A 23,231-nucleotide genomic window follows, 5' to 3' on the forward strand; every position below is an offset into this window, starting at 1 on the left:
CGCCCCCGAGCCCGCGACCGCGACCGCGACCGCCGACAGCCTGGCGGTATGGCTGGTCGACAACCGGGTCCAGGGCCGCGTCCGCCTGGAACGCGGCGGTCAGAGCGTGCTGATCGACGCGCCGGCCGGCCAGTACCATGCCGGCACGGCGCTCAAGCCACTGGCGCCGTTGTTCGAGGGCCCGGTGTCGGCCAGCGACTTCCAGGCGCTGGACGATGCCGCCTGGCGCGACGCGGTCGCAGACGCCGGCGAAGCCCAGCCGCTCACGCGGCTCGCCTGGCTTGGCGGCCTGCTCGCCGGACAAGGCCGCGTCGTCGGTGGATACGGCATCGACAGCCGCTTCCACATGGTCAAGTGGCCGCAGACCGAGCGCGAGTACCCCAAGCATTTCCGCATCTCGACGGTGATGATGAAGGGCCCGGCCACCCTGGGCGAGATCGCCGCCGCCAGCGGCGTGCCGGAGGCCGACGTGGCCGACTTCATCAATGCCAACCTGGCCACCGGCTTCGCCGAGGAATACCGCGAACCGGAACCCGAAGCCGAGCAGGCCAAGTCGGGCCTTTTCGGCCGGCTTCGCGGGCGCTGAGCGCCTCCGGGGCAGGTCCCGTGCCCGCCCCGCCCCGCGGGCACCCATGGCGCGTTCACGCTCGCGCTTGCCCCTCCCGTATGACCGCAGGACAATGACGGACGCGCTGCATGCCGCAGCGAGGAAGCCGTCGTCGTAATGATCGATCCGCAACGCTACCCGCGCCTGTCCCGCATCCAGGTCCCCGCCGACCTGCGCCAGTTCCCGGAAGAGGAACTGCCCGCCATCGCCGACGAGTTGCGCGCCTACCTCATCGAGCAGGTCGCGCGCGTCGGCGGCCATTTCGGCGCCGGCCTCGGCGTGATCGAACTGACCGTCGCCCTGCACTGGCTGTACGACACCCCGGTCGACCGCCTGGTCTGGGACGTCGGCCACCAGACCTACCCGCACAAGATCCTGACCGGCCGCCGCGACAGCATTCACACGGTCAAGCAGAAGGACGGCGTCGCGCCGTTCCCCAAGCGCGAGGAGAGCGAGTACGACACCTTCGGCGTCGGCCACAGCTCGACCAGCATATCGGCGGCGCTGGGGATGGCGATCGCGCTGCAGCGCCAGGGCGACGACCGCAAGGTGGTGGCCGTGATCGGCGACGGTGCGATGACCGCGGGCATGGCGTTCGAGGCGCTCGCGCACGCCGGCGGCATGGGCGACGACGGCAGTACCCCCGAACCCAACCTGCTGGTGGTGCTCAACGACAACCAGATGTCGATCTCGGAGAACGTCGGCGGCGTCACGCGCATGCTGGGCCGCCTCACCGGCAGCCGCACGCTCAATGCCCTGCGCGAAGGCGGCAAGAAACTGCTGGGCGACAAGCACGGCGCGCCGGCACGCTTCGTACGGCGCTGGGAAGAGCACTGGAAGGGCATGTTCGTGCCCTCCACCTTCTTCGAAGAGCTGGGCTTCCACTACACCGGGCCGATCGACGGCAATGACGTGCCCTCGCTGCTGGCGGCGATGAAGACGCTCAAGACCCTCAAGGGCCCGCAGCTGCTGCACATCATCACCACCAAGGGCAAGGGCTACGAGCTGGCCGAGGGCGACAAGATCGGCTACCACGCGGTCAGCCCCTTCGATCCCGCCCAGGGCATGGTGAAGAAGGCCGGGGCGAAGAAGCCCACCTACACCGACGTCTTCAGCGACTGGCTGTGCGACATGGCCGATGCCGACCCCCGGCTCATGGGCATCACCCCCGCCATGCGCGAGGGCTCGGGCCTCGTGCGCTTCAGCAAGGCCCATCCACAGCGCTACTTCGACGTCGCCATCGCCGAGCAGCATGCGGTCACCCTGGCCGCCGGCATGGCCTGCGAAGGGGCCAAGCCGGTCTGCGCGATCTATTCGACCTTCCTGCAGCGCGGCTACGACCAGCTGGTGCACGACGTCGCCATCCAGGAGCTCGACGTGCTGTTCGCGATCGACCGCGGCGGCGTGGTCGGACCCGACGGCGCCACCCACGCCGGCAACCTCGACCTGAGTTACCTGCGCTGCGTGCCCAACATGGTGGTGATGGCGCCCGCCGACGAGGACGAGTGCCGCCTGATGCTCTCCACCGGCCACCACCATGACGGCCCCGCGGCCGTCCGCTACCCACGCGGCACCGGGCCGGGCGTCGCCGTCCGCGACACCCTCGACACCCTGCCGATCGGCAAGGCCGAGCTGCGCCAGCGCGGCGGCCCAGTGGCCCTGCTGGCGTTCGGTGCGGTGGTGGCGGCAGCCGCCGAGGTCGCGGCGGCGCTTGGCCTGACGCTGGTCAACATGCGCTTCGTGAAACCGCTCGACCGTGAGCTGGTGCTGGAGCTGGCGCGCGACCACCAGGGCTTCGTCACCATCGAAGACAACGTGGTCGCCGGCGGCGCCGGCTCGGGCGTCGCCGAGCTGCTCGCGGCCGAGGGCGTGAGCCTGCCGATCGTCCACCTCGGCCTGCCCGACGCCTTCCAGCACCATGCCAGCCGCGAGGAACTGCTGGCCGAATCGGGCCTGGATGCGGCGGGCATCCGCGCCGCGGTGCTGGCACGCTGGCCGGAGCTGGGCACGCCGCCGCTGCAGAGCGCGTCGCGTTGAGTCCAGGCATCTGAGTCAGCGCCGCTCCCGCACCCGCGGGGGCGGCCACGCCGGTGCGGTCCGGCATCCATCGGGGCAGGAGCGGTCAATGGGGACATGGTTCGTCGCGCAGGATGCCTGGGTCGTGATGGCCGTCGGCGTGGCCTGGTTCAGCCTGCTCTACCTCGGGACCGGCGCCCTCTCCATCCTGCTCGCGGCCGTAATGCAACGCTTCGGCTACGGCCGCCGCCTCGACCCGCGACCGGTGACCGGCGCCCAGTTACGGCGCGAACTGGGCGCGTCCGGCAGCTCGATCCTGGTGTTCGGCCTCGGCCTGGTCGTGCCCTGGGGCATGCTGCGCCTGGGCTGGGCCGGGCTCGCGGTGGCGCCCAGCGGCTGGCAGGTGGCGCTGGAGATCGTGCTGCTGTTCTTCTGGAACGAACTGCACTTCTACGCCTGCCACCGGCTGCTGCACACGCGCGCGTTGCGCCGCTTCCACGTCATGCACCACCGCTCGCACGTGGCGACGCCCTGGTCGACCTATGCCTTCCACCCGGTGGAAGCGGCGATGCTCGGCAGCGTGCCCTTGCTGCCGATGCTGGTCCACGATTTCAGTTTCGCCGCATTGATGACGCTGCCGGTGTTGAGCATCGTGCTCAACAACCTCGGCCACGCGAACTACGAAGCCAGCGCGCGCGCACCGGCACGTGGCTGGCGCGCCGCCAGCCGGCGCCACCATCTCCATCACGCGTGCTACCACGGCAACTACGGCTTCCTGCTCGAGGTCTTCGACCGAATGTTCGGCAGCGTCCTGCCGCTCGACGCCGCCGACGCCGTGATCGCGCGCCAGCGGGCAAGCGACACCGGGGCACGTCGCCCATGAGCCTGCAACCGATCGGGCCACTACGCGACCGGCACGACCTGCGCAGCCTGGCCTATCTCGCGATGCAGGCGCTGGCGATGGCCTGGCAATGGCGCCACGGCTTCCATCCGGTGGTCTTCGCCGCCAGCCTGTTCCTGGCGGTCGGCATCACCGTCATCCACCACAACCACGCGCACCTGCCGATGTGGACGCGGCGCGGACTCAATCGCGCGACCGACCTTGCGATCACCCTGCTGCAGGGCCACCCGACCTGCGCAATGCACCCCGCGCACCGGCTCAACCACCATCGCCACCACCATGGCCCGCGCGACGTCGCCCGCACCTGGCGGTTCGGCGACCACAACCATCTGGGCGGCTGGATGCTGCACCCGTTCCAGGCACTGACGCCGGTCTACCCCCTGGTGCTGGCATGGCTGCGCCGCCTGCACGGACGCCATCCCGGCGCGTGGCGCTGGTATGCCCTGCAATACCTTGCCTGGATCGGCAGTTGGGCCGCCCTGCTCCTGCTCGACCCGGGCAAGGCCTTGCTGCTGGTGATCGTCCCGCAACTGTTCGGCCTGCACTGGCTGCTCGCGGCCAACTACCTGCAGCACGCGCACGCCGACGATCGCGAACCGCTGGCCCGCGCGCGCAACTTCGAGGGCGTGCTGAACCCGCTGCTGTTCAACATCGGCCTGCACACCGCCCACCACGCTCATGCGCGCGCGCACTGGTCGCAGCTCCCCGGACTGCACCGCCAGTACCGCGCGCGCATCGATCCGCGGCTGCTCGAGCCCTCGTTCCCCGCCTACGTCGCCCGCGTGTTCCTGCTGGCGCCATTCATGCCGCGCTATCGTTCGCGCTCGTTGCGCCTCGCCACGACGACGGCGCCCCGACCCCACAAGGATTGTTGATGCCCACCGTCTTCCATCGCACCTGGCTCCAGGGCACCGGACGCTTCCTCCCCGGCGCTGCCGTCGACAACACGGCCATGGATGCCTACATCGCGCCGCTCAACCGGATTTCCGGGCGCATCAAGCGCCGCATCCTCGCCGAGAACGGCATCCAGTCGCGCCATTACGCGATCGACGCGGACGGGCGCACGGTGCATTCCTGCGCGGGGATGGCGGTCCGCGCCATCCACGACTGCCTGGCCGACGCCGGCAGTCGCCTGCCCGACATCGGCCTGCTGGCCTGCGGCAGCTCGGGCGGCGATGCGCTGATGCCCGGCTTCGCCAGCATGGTCCACGGCGAACTGGCTGCCCCGCCGATGCAGGTGCACTCCAGCCATGGCATCTGCGCCTCGGGCGTGGCGGCCTGGGAAAGCGCGGCGGCGGCGGTCGAACTGGGCGCGCACGAACGCGCACTGGTCGCCGCGGCGGAAATGCCTTCGCGGCTGTTCAAGCGTTCGCGTTACGCCGGGCGCGACTACGACGCGGACTTCGATGCCCACTTCCTTCGCTGGATGCTGTCCGACGGTGCCGGCGCCCTGCAGCTGACCTCGACCGCGCCGCGCCATGACGGCGTCCGCCTGCGCCTGCGCTTCATGCACCAGCGCTCCTTCGCCGGCGACTATCCGGTGTGCATGCAACTGGGGCTCACCCCCGACCGCGCGCGCTCGCACCTGGACTATGCCGCGTGGCGCGACGCCGAGGCCGACGGCGCGCTGTTCCTGCGCCAGGACATCCGCCTGCTGCCGCACCTGTTCGACGTCGGCGTTCACGAGTACGCCTCGCTCTGCCACGCGGGCTGGATCCAGCCCGATCGCGTCGACCACTTCCTGTGCCACTACTCGTCCGAACGCTTCGCCCCGGTGGTGGAGGAACTGATGGCCAAGGCCGGCCTGGCCATCCCGCGCGAGCGCTGGTACAGCAACCTCACGCAACGCGGCAACACGGGCGCGGCCTCGATCTTCGTCATGCTCGACGAGTTCCGCCGCACCCACGCGCTGACGCCGGGCGAGCGCATCCTGTGCTTCATCCCGGAGTCCGGCCGATTCACCGTTGCCTTCGTGATGCTCGAGGTCGAGGCTGCCGACGAGGCACCGGCCGAACGCAGTCCCCCGTCCAGCACCTCGCGTCCGGCCCCGGACGGGATCGCGCCGCCGCACGACCCCGCCGACGCCCCGGCGGCCCTGCGCCACCTGTTGGGCGAACTCGCCACGATCTGGCACGACTACCGCTCGCGCGCGTGGCGCACGCCGATGATCCGCAAGCTGCGCGAACGCCGTTTCGGCATCGAGGACTACCGGCAGTGGATGCAGCACTGGATCCCGCAGGTCCGCGAGGGCAGCAAGTGGATGCGCGAGGGCGCGGCTTCGGTGCGGGCACCGTACGACGCGCTGGCCGGCCTGATCGAGACCCACGCCGGCGACGAGCAGGACGACTACATGATCCTGTTCGAGGACTACCGCAAGGCGGGCGGCGAGGTGGCCGAACTCGACGCGCTGCGCCGCAACCCCGGCGGCGAGGCCCTCAACAGCTACCTGCATGCACTCGCCGCGACGCCCAACCCGCTGGGCCTGCTCGGCGCGATCTACATCATCGAGGGCACCGGGCAACGCATCATCCCCGCCCTGCTGCCGCTGATGAAGGCCAGCCTCGCGCTACCGGCCGACGCCTTCCGCTTCCTCGAGTACCACGGCGAGAACGATGCGCACCACCTGGCGCGCTGGCTGCGCGCGGTCGAGATCGTGTTCGAGCACGACGCCGACGGCCGCGGCGCGCGTGCGATCATCGACACCGCCCGCCGCACCGCCGAGCTGTACCTGATGCAGTTCGACCACCTCGCCATCGACCCGGAGTAGCGCACGCGCATGAAGCACGCCCCCGACTTCCTCGACCTGGCACACGACCCGCGCGACCCCAACCCCTGGCTGGCGATGTACCTGGACCGCAGCACGCCGATCGACGAGGCGGTCAAGCGTGCCTGGCTGGCCGACTCGAGTTCGGCCTCGCGCCAGTACATCCTGCCCTTCGTGCGCCCGCTGGCGCGCACCCTGATCGTGCTGATCCAGGTGCTGAAGGTGTTCACCCCGCGCAAGCTGGCGTTCTCGCGCTTCCTGCACCGGCTGCTGGCCTGGGGCATGGAGAACTTCATCCGCCCGGAGGCCAACTGGCTGATCCTGCGCCACTTCCACCTGGGCTCGCAGGTCCTGGGCTTCATCGCGAAGAACGCGCCGGTCGAGGTACCGACGAACCCGCTCACGCCGGCGCGGATCAGCGACGTGCGCGAGGAGATGTTCCTCGTCCACGACCTGAACCTGTACAACTTCATCATCCGGCTCAACCAGGGCCTGCGCGACGCCGGCCAGCACCTGGGCCGCGTCGACGACCCCGACCTGTCGATGATCGAACAGCCGGCGCTGTCGCTGGAAGACATGCCGCGACGGCGGCGCAACTTCCTCGACCTGCAGAGCTCGATCGAGCTGTTCACCCCGATCTACCAGCTGCTGCTCACCGACAGCGACTTCTGGCGCGCGACCAACTCGCTGCAACTGGACGAGACGATCGGCCTGTACGCGGCGACCCTGCTGGATGCCCGCGACCACCTGGTGCTGCTCAACAATCGCCACCCGCTGGTCCCCATGTCGACCCTGCGCGCAGGCTTCCGCCTGACCCTGCACGGTCTGTCCACCGAGATGCTGCACGGCCTGCTGGTGCAGTTGCGCGCGCAGCGCGAGGCCCTCGCTCAGTCGGCCGTGGCGGCCGCCTCCGCCGCCTCCACCGGCTCCGCCGACACCTCCACGGCCTCCTGAGCAGCCGCCGCAGCGGCGATCTCGTCGGGCGACTCGATGCGATAGCCGCGTTCGCGCAGGGCCGCGACCAGGCCGTCGTCGGACAGCAGTTCGCGCATCGGCAGCAGGGCCAGGGTGGTCGTATTGGCCGACAAGGCCCGCTCGGCCTCGCGCAGCCACTCCGCCCGCAGGCGGCCGCCGATGTCGCCGGCGCGGCTGCGCAGGGCTTCGATGCTGCGGGCAGCGTCGCGGCAAGCCTCGAACTGGTCGGTATAGGGCAAGGCGCGCAGGCCCTCGATGTCGCCCACCGCCCAGGCATTGGCGCGCTCGCGCATCATGCCCAGGTCGGTTTCCAGCCGGTCCAGGGTGCGGGTGAAGCAGGCCAGGTCGTCGATGCGGCCCTGCTTGAACTCCTCGATCGCGGCCTTGGGGTCGTCGATGCGCACCTCCACCCCGGGCTTGCTCAGGGTGACGCCATGCGTCCGGGCCATGCGCTCGACGCGGTCGGCGACGTCCGGCTCGCTTTCCAGGCCCACGTCCTCGACCGCCTCGACGTACAGCTTGAGCGCGGCGAACATGGGGCGCCAGCGCTCGATGCCGCCATCGCGACCGATGTAACGCGCCTTCAGGGCTTGCCAGCGCGCGTAATCGGCGGGCGGGACCAGGTCCTCCAGGCGTTTGTCGCCGGGGTTCCTGCGCGCACCGATCAGCCGCGGCGCGAGCGCCAGTCCGCTGAAGAAGCCGACGTCGGCCTCGACGTCCACGTTCGGCGCCAGCATGACCTCGCTGGCACGGGCCACCACCGCCTCGACGTCGCGCCCTTCCCACTCCATCCGCCGGGGCAGCGGCGACAGCACGCCCAGCACCCACATCTCGCGGCCGTCGCGGCTGACGCGCCACAGGCCCGGACCCGGCACCACCCCGCTGACGACCACCGCATCGATGTCGCGGATCGCCTCGGCCGGCGCGGCGGCGGGCACGGTCCGCGAGGCCGCGTCCTGCGCGCTGGCCGCCATGGGCAGCAAGGCCGCCAACACGAGGGCGGTGGGAAACGGGGAACGGATGCGCATGCCGACGTCCTTGCAGGGGGGATGCGGCGCAGTACAGCAAAGCGCCCCGCAAACAAGAACAGCCGGAAGTCCCGGCTGTTGGTCGCTCATTCAGATTTGGTCGGGGTGGCCGGATTCGAACCGACGACCACCTGTCCCCCAGACAGGTGCGCTACCAGGCTGCGCTACACCCCGAATGCTGCTTCGGCCGCCGACGCTTGGGTCGAGCGGGCGGCAAGTATAACCAGTGTCGGGACTTCCGGCCATGCCCGGAACGATCCCTTCGATGTTTTTTTGCGGGCCGGCGCGGCCGGCGGCGCGCTCAGCGGCGCAGCAGCTGGACGATTTCCTCCAGTTCCATGCGCACCTGCTTGATGATCTGGCCGCTCAGGGCGGACTCTTCCTTCGCCGAGTCCCCTTCCAGCCGCAGCCGGGCGCCACCGATGGTGTAACCCTGCTCGTAGAGCAGCGCGCGGATCTGGCGGACCATCAGCACCTCGTGGCGCTGGTAGTAGCGACGGTTGCCGCGGCGCTTGACGGGGTTGAGGCTCGGGAACTCGGTCTCCCAGTAACGCAGCACGTGCGGCTTCACGTCGCACAGCTCACTGACCTCACCGATGGTGAAGTAGCGCTTGGCCGGGATCGGCGGTAGCTCGCGATTACTGCCCGGATCCAGCATAGGCCTCCACACGCTCCTTGAGCTTCTGGCCCGGGCGGAAGGTCACCACCGTGCGGGCCGAAATCGGAATTTCCTCGCCGGTCTTGGGGTTGCGTCCCGGCCGCTGGTTCTTGCGGCGCAGGTCGAAGTTCCCGAAACCCGACAGCTTCACCTGGCGTCCCTGCTCGAGCGCTTCGCGCAGCGCGTCGAAGAATGCATCGACGAACTCCTTCGCCTCGCGCTTGTTGAGGCCGACTTCGTCGAACAGTCGCTCGGCCATTTCCGCCTTGGTCAATGCCATCTCTATCCCCTGCCTCTGCCTCAGCCGCGGATGACCGCGCCGTGTTCGCGCTGGAGCGAAGCCGTCACCGCGGCCACGATCCCGTCAACGTCACGGTCTGTGAGAGTGCGGGATTCATCCTGCAGAATCAAGCCCATAGCGAGACTCTTGAATCCTGATTCCACCCCCTTGCCCTGGTACTGGTCGAACAGCACCAGATCCCGCAGCACCGGGCCCGCGGCGGCTTCCACGCAGGCCGAAACCGTCGCCCAGGCCAGTCCTTCGGCGACGACGAACGCAAGATCCCGGCGGACGGACGGATACTTGGAGATGCGTCCCGCGCGCGGGATCGCCCGTTCAGTCAGGGGCACGAGGTCGACCTCGAAGGCCAGCACCGGCACGTCCACTTCCAGGGCATCGCGCAGGCGCGGGTGCAACTCGCCCAGCCAGCCGATCCGCACGCCATCGCGCAGGACGTCGGCGCAACGGCCCGGGTGGGCCCAGGCCGGCTGCGCAGCGACGAAGGACAGTCGCGCGCCCGACAGGGCCGCCAGGCTCTCCAGGTCGCCCTTCAGGTCGTGGAAGCCGACCGGACGCTCGGGCTGGCCCCACTGCTCGGCACCGGCGCTGCCGCAGACCGCGGCCGCCACGCGCAGGGTCTCAAGGGCACCGCCCGCCGGGTCGGCGGCGAATACATTGCCGACCTCGAACAGGCGCACGCGCGACTGCTGGCGCGCGGCATTGCGCCCCAGCGCGGCGACGAGGCCGGGGACCAGGGCGGTGCGCATCACGCCCAGCTCGGCGCTCAGCGGGTTGGCCAGCGGCACGGCGCCCGCGTCCATCGACCAGGCCTCAAGCAGGCCGCGATCGACGAAGGCGTAGTTGATCGCCTCCAGCATGTCGCGGGACACCAGGTGGCGGCGCAGCGTGGGCAGGTCGACCCGGCCCTCGCCCGGTGCCGCCAGGCGCGACGCACCCGCCGGCAAGGTCGTCGGCACGGCGTCGTAGCCGTGGATGCGCACGACCTCCTCGATCAGGTCTTCCTCGATGGCGATGTCGAAGCGCCGGCTCGGCGCGACCACGCGCCAACCGGTGTCCACTGTCTCAACTGCCAGGCCGAGCGCGCGCAGGATGCGCTCGACTTCGTCGTCGGGCACGCGCACGCCGAGCACGCGGGCCAGGCGCTCGCGGCGCAGGACGACGGCCTCGGGCCGGGCGATGTCGCCTTCGCGCGCGACTTCGACCACCGGGCCGGGCGTGCCGCCGGCGATGTCGAGGATCAGTCGGGTGGCGTATTCCACGGCGATCCGCGGCAGCTCGGGGTCGACGCCGCGCTCGAAGCGGTGGCCGGCGTCGGTGTGCAGGCCCAGGCGCCGGCTGCGGCCGATGATGGCCGAGGGCACCCAGTGCGCCGCCTCCAGGAAGACCCGGCGCGTGCTGTCGGTAACGCGGGTGTCGTGGCCGCCCATGATGCCGCCCAGGGCCACCGCGCGGGCGCCCTCGCCGCCCTGGCTGTCGGCGACCACGAGGAAGTCGCCGTCCAGGTCCACCGTGCGCCCGTCAAGCAGCTTCAGGGCTTCGCCCGCGTTCGCGGGGCGGACCACGACCGGCTCGACCAGGCGGTCACGGTCGAAGGCATGCATCGGCTGGCCCAGCTCCAGCATGACGTACTGGGTGACGTCGACCAGGAAGCTGATCGGCCGCACGCCGCTGCGACGCAGGCGCTCGGCCATCCAAAGCGGCGTGGCGACGCCGGCGTCGACGTCGTCGATCGCGCGTCCGACGAAGCGCGGCACCTTCTCGCCAGCCTCCAGGCGTACCTGGGGCGCGACCGCGCTGGCCGCCGGCACTGGCGCGGCCTCGAGCGGTTCGACCTGGCCGCCGAGGGCGGCGGCGACGTCATAGGCGATCCCGCGCACGCTGAAGCAGTCGGCGCGGTTGGGGGTCAGCTTGATCTCGATGCTGGCATCGGGCAGGCCCAGGCACTCGGCGATCGGCTGGCCGACCCGTGCGTCGGCCGGCAGTTCGAGCAGGCCGGAGGCATCGACGTCGGTACCCAGCTCCTTGGCCGAGCACAGCATGCCAATCGACTCCACCCCACGCAGCTTGGCCGGCTTGATCGCCATGCCGCCCGGCAGCACCGCGCCGACCTTCGCCAGCGGCGCCTTCAGGCCGGGCCGCGCGTTGGGCGCCCCGCACACGATCTGCACCCGACCGTCGCCGGTGTCGACCTGGCAGACCTGCAGGCGATCGGCCTCGGGATGCTTCTCGGCGCTGACGATGCAGGCCACCACCACGCCGTCGAGCGAATCGCCCATCGACACCACGTCTTCGACCTCCAGGCCGATCGCGGTCAGGGTGGCCACCAGCCTGTCGTGGTCGGCGGGGGTGGGAACGTGCTGGCGCAGCCAGTTCTCGCTGAATTTCATGTATCGAAGCCGTTATGCGTGATTCGCGATGAGTGATTCGAGGGGCGCAACGGGGAGAAGCGGACTGGCATTCAACTCGTGAAACCACGAGTCACCAATCACCCATCACCCATCACGGCCGTCAAGCGAACTGCCTGAGGAAGCGGACGTCGTTTTCGAAGAACGCACGCAGGTCGTCGACGCCGTAGCGGGTCATCGCCAGGCGCTCGACGCCCATGCCGAAGGCGTAGCCGGTGTACTTCTCCGGGTCGATGCCGACGTTGCGCAGTACGTTCGGGTGCACCATGCCGCAGCCGAGCACCTCCAGCCAGCGCGTCGTGCCGTCGGCCTGCTGCCAGGCGATATCGAGCTCGGCCGAGGGCTCGGTGAAGGGGAAGTAGCTGGGGCGGAAGCGCATCTCGAAGTCGCGCTCGAAGAAGGCGCGGACGAACTCGGTGAGCGTGCCCTTGAGGTCGGCGAAGCTGGCGTGCTCGTCGACCAGCAGGCCCTCGCACTGGTGGAACATCGGCGTGTGGGTCTGGTCGCTGTCGCTGCGGTAGACCTTGCCCAGCGCGATCATGCGCAGCGGCGGCGCGTGCTCCTTCATGTAGCGCACCTGCACGCCGGAGGTGTGCGTGCGCAGCAGGCGCGGGATGCCCGTGCCGTCGGGGGCCATGTAGAAGGTGTCGTGCATCGCCCGCGCAGGGTGGTGCGGGGGGAAGTTGAGCGCTTCGAAGTTGTGCCAGTCGTCTTCGATCTCGGGTCCGTCGGACAGCTCGAAGCCGAGCCGGCCGAAGATCTCGGCCATCCGCTCCAGGGTGCGGCTGACCGGGTGCAGGCCGCCGCGGCCGGCATCGATGCCCGGCAGGGTGACGTCCACGGTCTCGGTCGCCAGGCGCGCCTCCAGTGCGGCGGCGTCGAGCTCGGCCTTGCGCGCGGCCAGGGCGGTCGCCAGGCCGTCGCGGGCACGGTTGATCGCCTCGCCCGCGGCCTTGCGCTCGTCGGCCGGCAGGGCGCCCAGCTGCTTGAGCTGCGCGGTCACGCTGCCGGATTTGCCCAGCAGGCCCACGCGAAGGGCCTCGAGCGCGGCCGAAGTGTCGGCGGCGGCGATCTCGGCCAGCGCCTGCTCTGTCAGTGATTCGATTCCAGTCATCTATCCACCCGCGCCAAAAACGAACATGGGGAAGGACTTGCGCCCTTCCCCATGCGTGTACTGCATTGTCCGGCCAGGCGGCCGCGCGGTGCGCGGGCGCCCTTCGGTGACAATTACGCTGCGAGCGCGCCCTTCGCCTTCTCGGCCAGCGCGGCAAAACCCGCCGCGTCGTGCACGGCGATGTCCGCCAGCACCTTGCGGTCGAGGGTGATGCCGGCCTTGGACAGGCCGTTCATGAAGCGGCTGTAGCTCAGGCCGTTGATGCGGGCCGCGGCGTTGATGCGGGTGATCCACAGCGAGCGGAAGTTGCGCTTCTTCTGCTTGCGGCCGATGTAGGCGTACTGCAGGGCCTTGGTGACGGCCTGCTTGGCGACGCGGAACACCTTGCGGCGCGCGTGGTAGTAGCCCTTGGCCTGCTTGAGGATCTTCTTGTGACGGCGTCGTGCAGTGACGCCACGCTTGACTCGTGCCATTTTTCAGTCCTCCTCAGAGATACGGCAACATGCGGTCCAGACGGCCTGCGTCCTCGGCACGAACGTGGTTCGTCTGCCGGAGGTTGCGCTTCCGCTTGGTCGCCTTCTTGGTGAGGATGTGGCTACGGTTGGCGTGGCCAGCCTTGTACTTGCCGGAAGCGGTCTTGCGAAAACGCTTGGCCGCTCCCCGGTGGGTCTTGATCTTGGGCATAACGGGGTCCTTTCGGAATGTTTGTCACTGGCCTGGGCGGTGGCTGCGCCACGCTTTCCGTCCTGCCCTTGCCGGCTTGTAAGTCATTGATCCAAAACGGATCAGTGACAGGTCCTGAACGTCGTCAACCGGCGGCACGGGGCCACCGGAAACAACAAACCCGGCGAACCGGGCCGCCTAGTATGACGGGTGCTCGCCGGGCTTGCAATGTTTTCCTTGCGAATCAGTGGCTTTGGCGGCGCCAGGCGGTTCAGCCAGGCGCCGGCCGGGCGCTACTGCTTCTTCTTCGGCGCGATCATCATCACCATCTGGCGGCCTTCCAGGCGCGGGCGCGACTCGATGACGATGTCCTCGCCCAGGTCGGCCTCGATCCGGGCCGCCATCTCGCGTCCGAGCTCCTGGTGGCTCATCTCGCGGCCACGGAAGCGGATGTTGACCTTGATCTTGTCGCCTTCCTCCAGGAAACCGCGCATCTTGCGCAGCTTGATCTGGTAGTCGCCCTCGTCGGTGACGGGGCGGAACTTGACTTCCTTGATCTCGACCTGCTTCTGCTTCTTCTTGGCCGCGTTGGCCTTTTTCTGCAACTCGAACTTGTACTTGCCGAAGTCCATGATGCGGCAGACCGGCGGATCGGCGTTGGGCTGGATCTCCACGAGGTCCATGCCTTCGTCCTCGGCGCGGCCGAGGGCCTCGTCGCGCGTGAGCACGCCGATCATTTCGCCATCGCTACCGATCACGCGCACGCGGGGCACGCGGATTTCATGGTTTCTGCGGTTCGGTTTGTCGGGGGTACTGATTGTGCGATCTCCAATGAGGGTTGGGCCGGCCCCGGCGTTCATGCCGGGAGCGGTGCCGTGAATCTACTGCGGGGTCAGCCTTCGCCAGCGGCGCCGACCTGCTCACTGCGCAAACGTGAGGCGAACTCGGCGACGGTCATCGTGCCCAGGTCCTCCCCTCCTCGCGTCCGCACTGCGACCATGCCATTCTCGCGCTCGCGGTCGCCGACCACCAGCAGATAAGGCACCCGTTGCAGCGTGTGCTCGCGAATCTTATAGCCGATCTTCTCGTTCCGCAAATCGGACTGGACCCGGAAGCCTTGATTTGAAAGGGTTTTCCGAACGCCATCCACATAGTCTGCCTGGGCGTCCGTGATGTTCATGGCCACGGCCTGGACCGGGGCCAGCCAGGCCGGGAACTGGCCGGCGTGGTGCTCGATCAGGATGCCGATGAAACGCTCCATCGAGCCGACGATGGCCCGGTGCAGCATGACCGGATGGCGGCGCTGGCTGTGCTCGTCGACATATTCCGCCCCGAGCCGGCCCGGCATCATGAAATCGACCTGCATCGTGCCCAGCTGCCAGGTCCGGCCGATGGCGTCGCGCAGGTGGTATTCGATCTTCGGGCCGTAGAAGGCGCCCTCGCCCGGCAGTTCCTCCCACTCCACCCCGGCCGCGCGCAGGGCCGCCCGGAGGGCGTCCTCGGCCTTGTCCCAGGTGTCGTCGTCGCCCAGGCGGGATTCCGGCCGCAGGGCCAGCTTCACCTGGATGTCGCTGAAGCCGAAGTCGGCGTAGACCTGCATGGCCTGGGCATGGAAGGCGGTGACCTCGGCCTCGACCTGGCCCTCGGTGCAGAACACGTGGCCGTCGTCCTGGGTGAAGCCGCGCACGCGCAGGATGCCGTGCAGCGCCCCGGAGGGCTCGTTGCGGTGGCAGGCGCCGAATTCACCATAGCGGATCGGCAGGTCGCGGTAGCTGTGCAGGCCGTGGTTGAAGACCTGGACGTGGCCGGGGCAGTTCATCGGCTTGAGCGCGTAGGTACGCTTCTCCGACTCGGTGAAGAACATGTTCTCCTGGTAGTTGTCCCAGTGGCCGGACTTCTTCCAAAGCGAGACATCCAGGATCTGCGGGCAACGCACCTCCTGGTAGCCGCTGTCGCGGTAGACCCGGCGCATGTACTGCTCCACCACCTGCCAGATCGACCAGCCCTTGGGGTGCCAGAAGATCAGGCCGGGAGCCTCTTCCTGCAGGTGGAACAGGTCCTGCTGGCGGGCGATCTTGCGATGGTCGCGCTTCTCGGCTTCCTCGATCCGCTCGATGTAGGCGTTGAGCTGCTTCTTGTCGGCCCACGCGGTGCCGTAGATGCGCTGCAACTGCTCGTTCTTGGAGTCGCCGCGCCAGTACGCACCGGAGATGCGCGTGAGCTTGAACACCTTCAGGAAGCGCGTGTTGGGCACGTGCGGGCCGCGGCACATGTCGACGTATTCCTGGTGGTAATACAGGCCCATCTGCGCCTCGTCGGGCATGTCCTCGACCAGGCGCAGCTTGTAGTCCTCGCCGCGCTCGCCGAACACGCGGATGACCTCGTCGCGCGGGGTCATCTTCTTGATGACGTCATAGTCCTGGTCGATCAGCTCCTTCATCCGCTGCTCGATCGCGGCCATGTCCTCGGGGGTGAAGGGGCGCTCGCTGTAGATGTCGTAGTAGAAGCCCTCGTCGATGACCGGGCCGATCACCATCTTGGCGTCCGGGTACAGCTGCTTCACCGCGTGGCCGACCAGGTGGGCGCAGGAGTGGCGGATGATCTCCACGCCCTCCTCGTCCTTGGCGGTGATGATGCGCAACGCGGCGTCGTGGTCGATGACGTCGCTGGCGTCGACCAGCTTGCCGTCCACCGCGCCGGCGATGGTGGCCTTGGCCAGCCCCGGGCCGATGGACTGGGCGACGTCCATGACGGACACGGGATTGACGAACTCGCGGCGGCTGCCGTCGGGGAGCGTGATGGTGATCATTACGGGGACCGTTATTGGTGACTGGATATTCGTGATTGGCAAGCGCGATCAAGCGTCTGGAATCACGGATCACATATGTGGCGGCGAAAAGGACAGGCACAAAAAAAGCGCCACGAGGGCGCCGGCGCGTGCAGGGGCCTCGGGCGGTTCAGCGATGGGCAGTGGTAGTGCTCATGTCGCACGCTCGGCCGGCGGGTTGCCGCGGGCCACCTGTTCTGCTCGTGGGGACCGTCAAATTAGTGGCCCGGGGGCCGCAAGTCAATGAAACGGGCATGCCCGCGCCTGCCGGGGTGGTGTTCCACGGGGCCGGGCGCGGGGGCGGGACTGCATCCGGGCGCGCGGACCGCTACATTGGGGACCACCCGCCGGGGGCCCGGCATCCCTTCACACTGGAGAACCACCCGTATGCGTACAGGCTTGAGCATTCCACTGGGACTGGCGATCGGCTGGCTGGCGATCTCGAACGCCGCCGCGGCCGAGGCCACGCCGGCCGCGGAGAAGCTGGCGCGCGACGCGGTCATCGTCGACACCCACATCGATGCCCCCGGGCAACTGATGTCGAAGTGGGCCGACCTGGACGAAGAGGCGCCCGATCGCGAGTTCGACTACCCGCGCGCGCGCGCCGGTGGCCTGGACGTGGCCTTCATGTCGATCTACACCTCGGCCGGCCAGGACGAGGCCGGCACCGCGTGGGGCGTGGCCAACCAGATGATCGACGCGGTCGAGGCACTGGTGCAGCGCCATCCCGACAAGTTCGCGCTGCTGCGCTCGCCCGGCGACGTGGCGCGCCTGGGCAAGGGCGGCAAGGTGCTGCTGCCGCTGGGCATGGAGAACGGCGCGCCGATCGGCAAGGACCTGTCGAACATCGCCTTCTTCTTCGACCGTGGCATCCGTTACATCACCCTCGCCCACAGCGCCAACAACGCCCTGGCCGACTCGTCCTACCAGCGCGACAAGAAGTGGAACGGCCTCAGTCCGCTCGGGCGCCAGGCGGTGGCCGAAATGAACCGCCTGGGCATCATGGTCGACGTGTCCCACCTCTCCGACGATGCCGCCGCGCAGGCCATCGAGCTGAGCGCCGTGCCGGTGATCGCCTCGCACTCGGCCTTCCGCCACTTCACCCCGGGCTTCGAGCGCAACATCAGCGACGCGCTGGCCAGGCAGCTCGCCGCGAAGGGCGGCGTCGTCCAGCTGGCCTTCGGCAACGGCTTCGTCGATCCGGCCTCGGCGCAGGACCTGCAGGACTACTTCGTCGCCGCCGAAGCCTGGGAACAGGCCAACGCCGCGCGCGCGGCCGCCGGCCAGCCGGTGCAGACCGAGGCCGAGTTCGACGCCGAATGGGAGGCGTCCCACCCCAACCGCACCGTGCCCATCGACGCCGTCCTCGACCAGGTCGACCATGGCGTGGCCCTGGTCGGCATCGACCACCTGGGCATCGGTTCGGACTTCGACGGCGTGGGCGGCAACCTGCCCACCGGGCTGAAGACCGTGGCCGACTATCCCCGCCTGGTCGCCGGCCTGCAGGCGCGCGGGTACTCCGATGCCGACATCCGCAAGCTGCTGGGCGGCAACCTGCTGCGCGCGTGGCAGGCGGTGGAAGACGGCGCCCGCCGATAAGCCCCGCCATCGACCGGACCCGAGGCACGCCGCATGGCCCACAGCATCCATGAGTTCCACGACGACCCGCGCAACGCCGACATCCGCATCTGGATCAACGGCCAGCTCAAGCCCCGGGCGCAAGCGACGGTGTCGGTGTTCGACAGCGGCTTCGTCCTCGGCGACGGGGTCTGGGAGGGCCTGCGCATCGTCGGCGGCCATCCGGTCTTCCTCGACGCCCACCTGGACCGGCTCTACGAGGGCGCCCGCGCCATCGCCATGGACATCGGCCTGGACCGGCGGGCGCTGACCGCCGCGCTCTACGAGACCCTGGCGGCCAACGGCATGCACGATGGCGTGCATGTCCGCCTGATGGTGACCCGCGGCGTGAAGCGGACGCCCTACCAGGACCCGCGGGTGACCGTCGGGCCGGCGACGGTGGTCATCATCCCCGAGCACAAGGTCGCCAAGCCCGAGACGCTGGCGACGGGCCTGCGCCTGTTCACCGTGCACGTGCGGCGCGGCTTCCCCGACGTGCAGGACCCGAAGCTCAACAGCCACAGCAAGCTCAACTGCATCACCGCCTGCATCCAGGCCACCGAGGCAGGCGCGGACGAAGGCCTGATGCTCGACCCGCACGGCTTCGTCGCCACCTGCAACTCCACCCACTTCTTCATCGTCCGCAAGGGCGAGGTCTGGACCTCGACCGGCGACTACTCCCTGGGCGGGATCACCCGCGAGAACGTCATCGGCGCCTGCCGCGACGCCGGCATCCCGGTGTTCGAGAAGAACTTCAGCCTGACCCAGGTCTATGGCGCCGACGAGGCCTTCGTCACCGGGACCTTCGCCGGCGTCGTGCCGGTGCGCCAGGTCGACGGACGGGTGATGGGCGACGGCCGCCCCGGACCGATGGTCGAGCGCCTGCAGGCGCTTTACCGCGAGCGCGTGGCCCGCGACATCGCCTTCCGCGCGGGCGAGCGGCTCGCATGACCAGGCTGCGGATCGCGATGTGGAGCGGCCCGCGCAACATTTCCACGGCAATGATGCGTGCCTGGGAGAACCGCGAGGACTGCGTGGTCAGCGACGAGCCCCTGTACGCGGCCTACCTGGCGCGCACCGGGCTGGACCACCCGGGGGCCGCGGCGGTGATCGCGGCCGGCGAAACCGACTGGCGACAGGTCAGCCGGGCGCTGGTCGGGCCGATCCCCGGCGGCGCGCCCCTGTGGTACCAGAAGCACATGAGCCACCACCTGCTGCCGGAGATGGACCATGCCTGGATCCACGACCTGGCGAACGTCTTCCTGGTGCGCGACCCCGCCGAAGTGGTGGCGTCCTACCTGAAGTCGCGGGCGACGGTGACCCCCGAAGACATCGGCCTGCTGCAGCAGGATCGCCTGCATGCCGAGCTCACCGCCGCGGGTGCCGCGCCGCCTGTGATCGATGCCACCGACTTCCTGCAGGCCCCCGAGGCCCACCTCAGGGCCCTGTGCGACCGCTTGGGGATCGCCTTCAGCGCGCGCATGCTGGCCTGGCCCGCCGGCCCGCGCGACAGCGACGGCATCTGGGCGCCCTACTGGTACGACAGTGTCTGGAGATCGACGGGGTTCGAGCGCCCCCGGCCCCGCGACATCGAACTGGCTCCTGCGGCGCGCGCGGTCGCCGAGGCCTGCCGGCCCGCCTACGAACGCCTGCATGCCCTGCGCCTGCGGCCTTGAGGCCCGCGCTCGCGCCCGCGGGCGCCATAAACAGAAAGCCCCCGGAGACCGGGGGCTTTCTTCACCAAATCTGGTGGGCGGTACAGGGTTCGAACCTGTGACCCCTACCATGTCAAGGTAGTGCTCTACCGCTGAGCTAACCGCCCATTCGTCGTCGAACCACCCGACGAGGGGCGCGCAGTGTATCCCAGCCCGCGTCGTCCGACAATAGGTTTCGTCGCATTCGGGCCGACTCCCGGGCTCAGCCGGCGAACCCGCGCTCCTTGAGCTGGCGCAGCTGGTCGCGCACCGACGCGGCCTGTTCGAACTCCAGGTCGCGGGCATGCTGGTACATCTGCTGCTCCAGCGCCTTGATCCGGGCGGCCACCTGGCGCGGCTCCATCGCCTCGTAGTCGGGCGTGTCGTCGGCCACCTTGCGGCCGCGGCCGCGGCTTCGCGCTGCGTCGGGCTCGGTGCGCGCGCCCTCCATGATGTCCATCACCGCCCGGTTGACCGAGGTCGGGGTGATGCCGTGCTCGGCGTTGTGCTCGACCTGCTTATGGCGGCGGCGGTCGGTCTCGTCGATCGCCTTCTGCATGGAATTGGTGATCCGGTCGGCATACAGGATCGCCTTGCCGCGCACGTTGCGGGCCGCGCGCCCGATCGTCTGGATCAGCGAACCGGCCGAGCGCAGGAAGCCTTCCTTGTCGGCGTCCAGGATGGCCACCAGCGAGACCTCGGGCATGTCCAGGCCCTCGCGCAGCAGGTTGATGCCCACCAGCACGTCGAACTTGCCCAGGCGCAGGTCGCGGATGATCTCGACGCGCTCGACGGTGTCGATGTCCGAGTGCAGGTAGCGCACCTTGACCCCGTGCTCGGCCAGGTACTCGGTGAGGTTCTCGGCCATGCGCTTGGTCAGCGTCGTGATCAGCACGCGGTCGCCGAGCTTCACGCGCTCGTGGATCTCGCCCAGCACATCGTCGACCTGGGTCCCGACCGGGCGGATCTCCACCTCCGGGTCGATCAGGCCGGTGGGCCGCACCACCAGCTCCACCACCTCGTCGCCGGAGTGCTTGAGTTCGTAGGGCCCCGGTGTGGCGGAGACGAAGATCGCGCGCGGGGACCGGCCCTCCCACTCCTCGAACTTCAGCGGGCGGTTGTCCAGCGCCGAAGGCAACCGGAAGCCGAACTCGACCAGCGTCTCCTTGCGAGAGCGGTCGCCCTTGTACATCGCACCCACCTGGGGAACGGTGACGTGGGACTCGTCGATCACCAGCAGCGCATCGGGCGGCAGGTAGTCGAACAGGCAGGGCGGCGGCTCGCCCGGCATGTGCCCGGTCAGGTGGCGGGAATAGTTCTCCACGCCGTTGCAGTAGCCCACCTCGGCCAGCATCTCCAGGTCGAACTGGGTGCGCTGGGCCAGGCGCTGGGCCTCCACCAGCTTGTTGTCGGCGTACAACTGCTCCAGGCGGACGCGCAACTCCTCCTTGATCGTCTCGATGGCGTCGAGCACGGTCCGGCGGGTCGTCACGTAGTGAGAGCCGGGGTAGATCGTGTAGCGCTGGACCTTGTCAAGGGTTTCGCCCGTCAGCGGGTCGAACAGGGTCAGCTGCTCGATCTCGCCGTCGAACAGCTCGATGCGCAGCGCCTCGGCATCGCTTTCGGCCGGATGCACGTCGATGACCTCGCCGCGCACGCGGTAGGTACCGCGCCGCAGCTCGGTGTCGTTGCGGGTGTACTGCATCTCGGTCAGGCGCCGGATCAACTCGCGCTGGTCGATCCGCTCGCCCCGCACCATGTGCAGCACCATCCGGAAGTATTCGTTCGGGTCGCCCAGTCCATAGATCGCCGAGACCGTGCAGACGATCAGGGCGTCGCGGCGCTCCAGCAGGGCCTTGGTCGCCGACAGCCGCATCTGCTCGATGTGTTCGTTCACCGAGCTGTCCTTCTCGATGAACGTGTCCGACGAGGGCACGTAGGCCTCGGGCTGGTAATAGTCGTAGTAGCTGACGAAGTACTCGACCGCGTTGTCGGGGAAAAAGGCCTTGAACTCGCCGTACAGCTGGGCGGCCAGGGTCTTGTTGGGCGCCATCACCAGGGTCGGCTTCTGCACCTGCTGGACCACGTTGGCGATGGTGTAGGTCTTGCCGGACCCGGTCACGCCCAGCAGGGTCTGGTGGGCCAGGCCGCCCTCGAAGCCGGCCACCAGGCGCTCGATGGCCTGGGGCTGGTCGCCGGCCGGTGTATAGGGCGCGACCAGGCGGAAGCCGCGGGACTCGAGCCCGGCGGCGGCATCGGCGACACGGTTGTCGGGGGAGGCGTCAGTCATGGCGATCGCGGTGTCGGCTCCATTGTAGTCAGACAAAGGAATGGGGACGCCGCGGACTTTTCCTACCCCCGGGCCCGGGATCTGCTGACAGACGCACCCCGCGCGCGCACCTAGTCTGCCTCCAGCGAAGGCCCGGGAGGCAAGCATGGACAGGAACTCACTGAACCGCGGATTCACCCTCATGGAGCTGCTGGCGATCATGGCGGTGCTGGGCACCCTGCTGGCAGTGGCCTCGCCGCCGCTCGGCCGCTTGCTGGAGTCATTCAAGGCCTCAGGGACGAGCCATCGGCTCACCACCTCGTTGGCCCTCGCCCGCATTGCCGCCATCAAACGCGGGCATCCGGTCACGGTCTGCCCCAGCCGGGACGGAACGCAATGCACGCAGGATGGCATTTGGGACGAGGGCTGGATCGTCTATGCCGACCCGGGAAAGCAGGCCAACCCCGTGGCCGCGTCGGACGTCCTGGAGGCCTCGGAGGGCGCCGGAAACGGCATCTCTGTGCTGAGCTCCAATCATCGCACCCACGTACGCTTCAACCCGAGGGGCTGGTCCGCGGGCCACAATCTGACCGTCGAACTATGCGGCCGACGGCACGGCGCGCGCCGCCGCCTCGTGCTCAACAATGCCGGGCGGCCGCGTATAGAGCACCTGTCCCGGCATACGCCCTGCCCCGGGTGAATGAGTCGGCGGCGAAGGGCTTGACCCCGGCTCTGGAGGCCTTACAATTCACGTCCCCGCCCGAATAGCTCAGCTGGTTAGAGCACTTGACTGTTAATCAGGGGGTCGTTGGTTCGAGTCCAACTTCGGGCGCCAGATTCAAGAAGATCGAAACAGAAAAGGGTCCGCATGCGCGGACCCTTTTTTGTTGCCGCCCGACAGCGGGCCGGTGCTACCAGCATTCCGCCACGGGCGTACCCGAAACGCTGACGGTCTTCTGGCCCGTGTGGTCGATCGTCAAGGTGCCGCACTTGGTGTCCTTGGTCGCCTGCCGACCTTGCGGCACCGCTCGGATGCTGTAGGTCGACGCGGTCGAGGCGGCCAGCTGGATCGCGTACTGCCCGCCCATGTCGGTCATGCACTGCAACGCGGGCAGGGCGACGGCAGTTCCCCCCTGGTCCTGGTCGTAGCGCAGGTTCGTCGTGTAGAAGCGCTCCATGAACTGGGACGCCTCAAGCGCACAGGCACCGGCCGTGGCCCGACGGGTCTTGATCGTGTGGTTCTGGTACGCCGGATAGGCGATGGCCGCCAGCACCGCGATCACCAGGACCGCGATCATCAGTTCGATCAGGGTAAAACCCGCCGCCCCGACGCGTCGCCCCAGGGCGACGTGTTTGCGGTTGCGGACGGTGGAACGAGAAATCTTCGCCATG

Annotated in this window: 21 protein-coding genes and 3 tRNA genes; 11 read left to right on the forward strand and 13 right to left on the reverse strand. The window is 69.0% G+C overall.

Annotation, left to right across the window (positions count from 1 at the left end; all coding sequences use genetic code 11):
• The 6 genes from FKV25_RS16060 to FKV25_RS00605 all read left to right on the forward strand — a co-directional run.
• Positions 1–586 (forward strand): cupin domain-containing protein (locus tag FKV25_RS16060; RefSeq protein ID WP_170218453.1); only part of this gene is annotated, 586 nt, incomplete at its 5' end.
• Positions 587–724: 138 nt separating this feature from the next.
• The gene (gene dxs / locus FKV25_RS00585) at positions 725–2,644 is read left to right on the forward strand and encodes a 1-deoxy-D-xylulose-5-phosphate synthase (protein ID WP_141516848.1); all 1,920 of its coding nucleotides are present in this window, start codon (positions 725–727) and stop codon (positions 2,642–2,644) included.
• An 88-nt stretch (positions 2,645–2,732) separates the two neighbouring features.
• Positions 2,733–3,506 carry a sterol desaturase family protein gene (locus FKV25_RS00590; protein ID WP_141516849.1) on the forward strand — a complete coding sequence of 258 codons (774 nt, stop codon included), beginning with the start codon at positions 2,733–2,735 and terminating at the stop codon, positions 3,504–3,506.
• Positions 3,503–4,399 (forward strand): fatty acid desaturase, encoded by an 897-nt coding sequence (locus FKV25_RS00595; RefSeq protein ID WP_141516850.1) that lies wholly within the window; start codon positions 3,503–3,505, stop codon positions 4,397–4,399. The genes FKV25_RS00590 and FKV25_RS00595 overlap by 4 nt, the downstream gene beginning before the upstream one ends.
• Complete coding sequence (locus tag FKV25_RS00600; RefSeq protein WP_141516851.1) at positions 4,399–6,291, forward strand: iron-containing redox enzyme family protein; 1,893 nt, start codon at positions 4,399–4,401, stop codon at positions 6,289–6,291. Before FKV25_RS00595 ends, FKV25_RS00600 begins: the two co-directional genes overlap by 1 nt.
• A 9-nt stretch (positions 6,292–6,300) precedes the next feature.
• On the forward strand, positions 6,301–7,242 hold the full coding sequence (locus FKV25_RS00605) for a DUF6999 family protein (RefSeq protein ID WP_141516852.1): 942 nt from the start codon (positions 6,301–6,303) through the stop codon (positions 7,240–7,242).
• Here the strand turns inward: FKV25_RS00605 and FKV25_RS00610 are convergent.
• From FKV25_RS00610 to thrS, 10 genes are all read right to left on the reverse strand, one after another.
• The gene (locus FKV25_RS00610) at positions 7,176–8,291 is read right to left on the reverse strand and encodes a TraB/GumN family protein (protein WP_170218454.1); all 1,116 of its coding nucleotides are present in this window, start codon (positions 8,289–8,291) and stop codon (positions 7,176–7,178) included. The two genes, FKV25_RS00605 and FKV25_RS00610, sit on opposite strands and share 67 nt — an antisense overlap.
• A 97-nt stretch (positions 8,292–8,388) precedes the next feature.
• Positions 8,389–8,465: transfer RNA gene (locus FKV25_RS00615), tRNA-Pro, on the reverse strand.
• Positions 8,466–8,592: 127 nt separating this feature from the next.
• Positions 8,593–8,949 carry a MerR family transcriptional regulator gene (locus tag FKV25_RS00620; RefSeq protein WP_141516854.1) on the reverse strand — a complete coding sequence of 119 codons (357 nt, stop codon included), beginning with the start codon at positions 8,947–8,949 and terminating at the stop codon, positions 8,593–8,595.
• On the reverse strand, positions 8,930–9,229 hold the full coding sequence (locus FKV25_RS00625) for an integration host factor subunit alpha (protein WP_115858637.1): 300 nt from the start codon (positions 9,227–9,229) through the stop codon (positions 8,930–8,932). The genes FKV25_RS00620 and FKV25_RS00625 overlap by 20 nt, the downstream gene beginning before the upstream one ends.
• A gap of 20 nt (positions 9,230–9,249) precedes the next feature.
• Positions 9,250–11,637 carry a phenylalanine--tRNA ligase subunit beta gene (gene pheT / locus FKV25_RS00630; protein WP_141516855.1) on the reverse strand — a complete coding sequence of 796 codons (2,388 nt, stop codon included), beginning with the start codon at positions 11,635–11,637 and terminating at the stop codon, positions 9,250–9,252.
• A gap of 121 nt (positions 11,638–11,758) precedes the next feature.
• The gene (gene pheS / locus FKV25_RS00635) at positions 11,759–12,769 is read right to left on the reverse strand and encodes a phenylalanine--tRNA ligase subunit alpha (protein ID WP_141516856.1); all 1,011 of its coding nucleotides are present in this window, start codon (positions 12,767–12,769) and stop codon (positions 11,759–11,761) included.
• A gap of 113 nt (positions 12,770–12,882) precedes the next feature.
• A complete protein-coding gene (gene rplT / locus FKV25_RS00640; protein WP_141516857.1) occupies positions 12,883–13,242 on the reverse strand; it encodes a 50S ribosomal protein L20 in 360 nt (119 codons plus the stop codon).
• Positions 13,243–13,255: 13 nt separating this feature from the next.
• The gene (gene rpmI / locus FKV25_RS00645) at positions 13,256–13,453 is read right to left on the reverse strand and encodes a 50S ribosomal protein L35 (RefSeq protein ID WP_024889803.1); all 198 of its coding nucleotides are present in this window, start codon (positions 13,451–13,453) and stop codon (positions 13,256–13,258) included.
• Between the two features lie 272 nt (positions 13,454–13,725).
• Positions 13,726–14,265 carry a translation initiation factor IF-3 gene (gene infC / locus FKV25_RS00650; RefSeq protein ID WP_170218456.1) on the reverse strand — a complete coding sequence of 180 codons (540 nt, stop codon included), beginning with the start codon at positions 14,263–14,265 and terminating at the stop codon, positions 13,726–13,728.
• A gap of 59 nt (positions 14,266–14,324) precedes the next feature.
• Positions 14,325–16,241 carry a threonine--tRNA ligase gene (thrS, locus tag FKV25_RS00655; protein ID WP_141516859.1) on the reverse strand — a complete coding sequence of 639 codons (1,917 nt, stop codon included), beginning with the start codon at positions 16,239–16,241 and terminating at the stop codon, positions 14,325–14,327.
• A gap of 417 nt (positions 16,242–16,658) precedes the next feature.
• On the opposite strand from thrS, the gene FKV25_RS00660 reads away from it, so the two are divergent.
• The 3 genes from FKV25_RS00660 to FKV25_RS00670 are packed head-to-tail and all read left to right on the forward strand — an operon-like array spanning position 16,659 to position 19,552.
• Complete coding sequence (locus FKV25_RS00660; RefSeq protein WP_211345331.1) at positions 16,659–17,858, forward strand: dipeptidase; 1,200 nt, start codon at positions 16,659–16,661, stop codon at positions 17,856–17,858.
• 33 nt (positions 17,859–17,891) lie between these two features.
• Positions 17,892–18,827, forward strand: a complete 936-nt coding sequence (locus tag FKV25_RS00665; RefSeq protein WP_141516861.1) for an aminotransferase class IV — start codon at positions 17,892–17,894, stop codon at positions 18,825–18,827.
• The gene (locus tag FKV25_RS00670; RefSeq protein WP_141516862.1) at positions 18,824–19,552 is read left to right on the forward strand and encodes a sulfotransferase-like domain-containing protein; all 729 of its coding nucleotides are present in this window, start codon (positions 18,824–18,826) and stop codon (positions 19,550–19,552) included. The genes FKV25_RS00665 and FKV25_RS00670 overlap by 4 nt, the downstream gene beginning before the upstream one ends.
• 71 nt (positions 19,553–19,623) lie before the next feature.
• Here the strand turns inward: FKV25_RS00670 and FKV25_RS00675 are convergent.
• Both FKV25_RS00675 and uvrB read right to left on the reverse strand, forming a co-directional pair.
• Positions 19,624–19,698 (reverse strand) — tRNA-Val (locus FKV25_RS00675).
• Positions 19,699–19,793: 95 nt separating this feature from the next.
• Positions 19,794–21,860, reverse strand: a complete 2,067-nt coding sequence (gene uvrB, locus FKV25_RS00680) for an excinuclease ABC subunit UvrB (RefSeq protein WP_141516863.1) — start codon at positions 21,858–21,860, stop codon at positions 19,794–19,796.
• A gap of 145 nt (positions 21,861–22,005) precedes the next feature.
• Between uvrB and FKV25_RS00685 the strand changes: the two genes are divergently transcribed.
• Together FKV25_RS00685 and FKV25_RS00690 are read left to right on the forward strand one after the other, a co-directional pair.
• A complete protein-coding gene (locus FKV25_RS00685) occupies positions 22,006–22,539 on the forward strand; it encodes a GspH/FimT family pseudopilin (RefSeq protein WP_141516912.1) in 534 nt (177 codons plus the stop codon).
• 58 nt (positions 22,540–22,597) lie between these two features.
• A tRNA-Asn gene (locus FKV25_RS00690) sits at positions 22,598–22,674 on the forward strand.
• Between the two features lie 76 nt (positions 22,675–22,750).
• Here FKV25_RS00690 and FKV25_RS00695 read toward each other — a convergent pair.
• On the reverse strand, positions 22,751–23,230 hold the full coding sequence (locus FKV25_RS00695) for a type IV pilin protein (protein ID WP_141516864.1): 480 nt from the start codon (positions 23,228–23,230) through the stop codon (positions 22,751–22,753).
• Position 23,231 lies beyond the last annotated feature (1 nt).

This window comes from Marilutibacter aestuarii, from assembly GCF_006546775.1.
In the GTDB taxonomy this organism is placed as follows: Bacteria; Pseudomonadota; Gammaproteobacteria; order Xanthomonadales; family Xanthomonadaceae; genus Marilutibacter; species Marilutibacter aestuarii.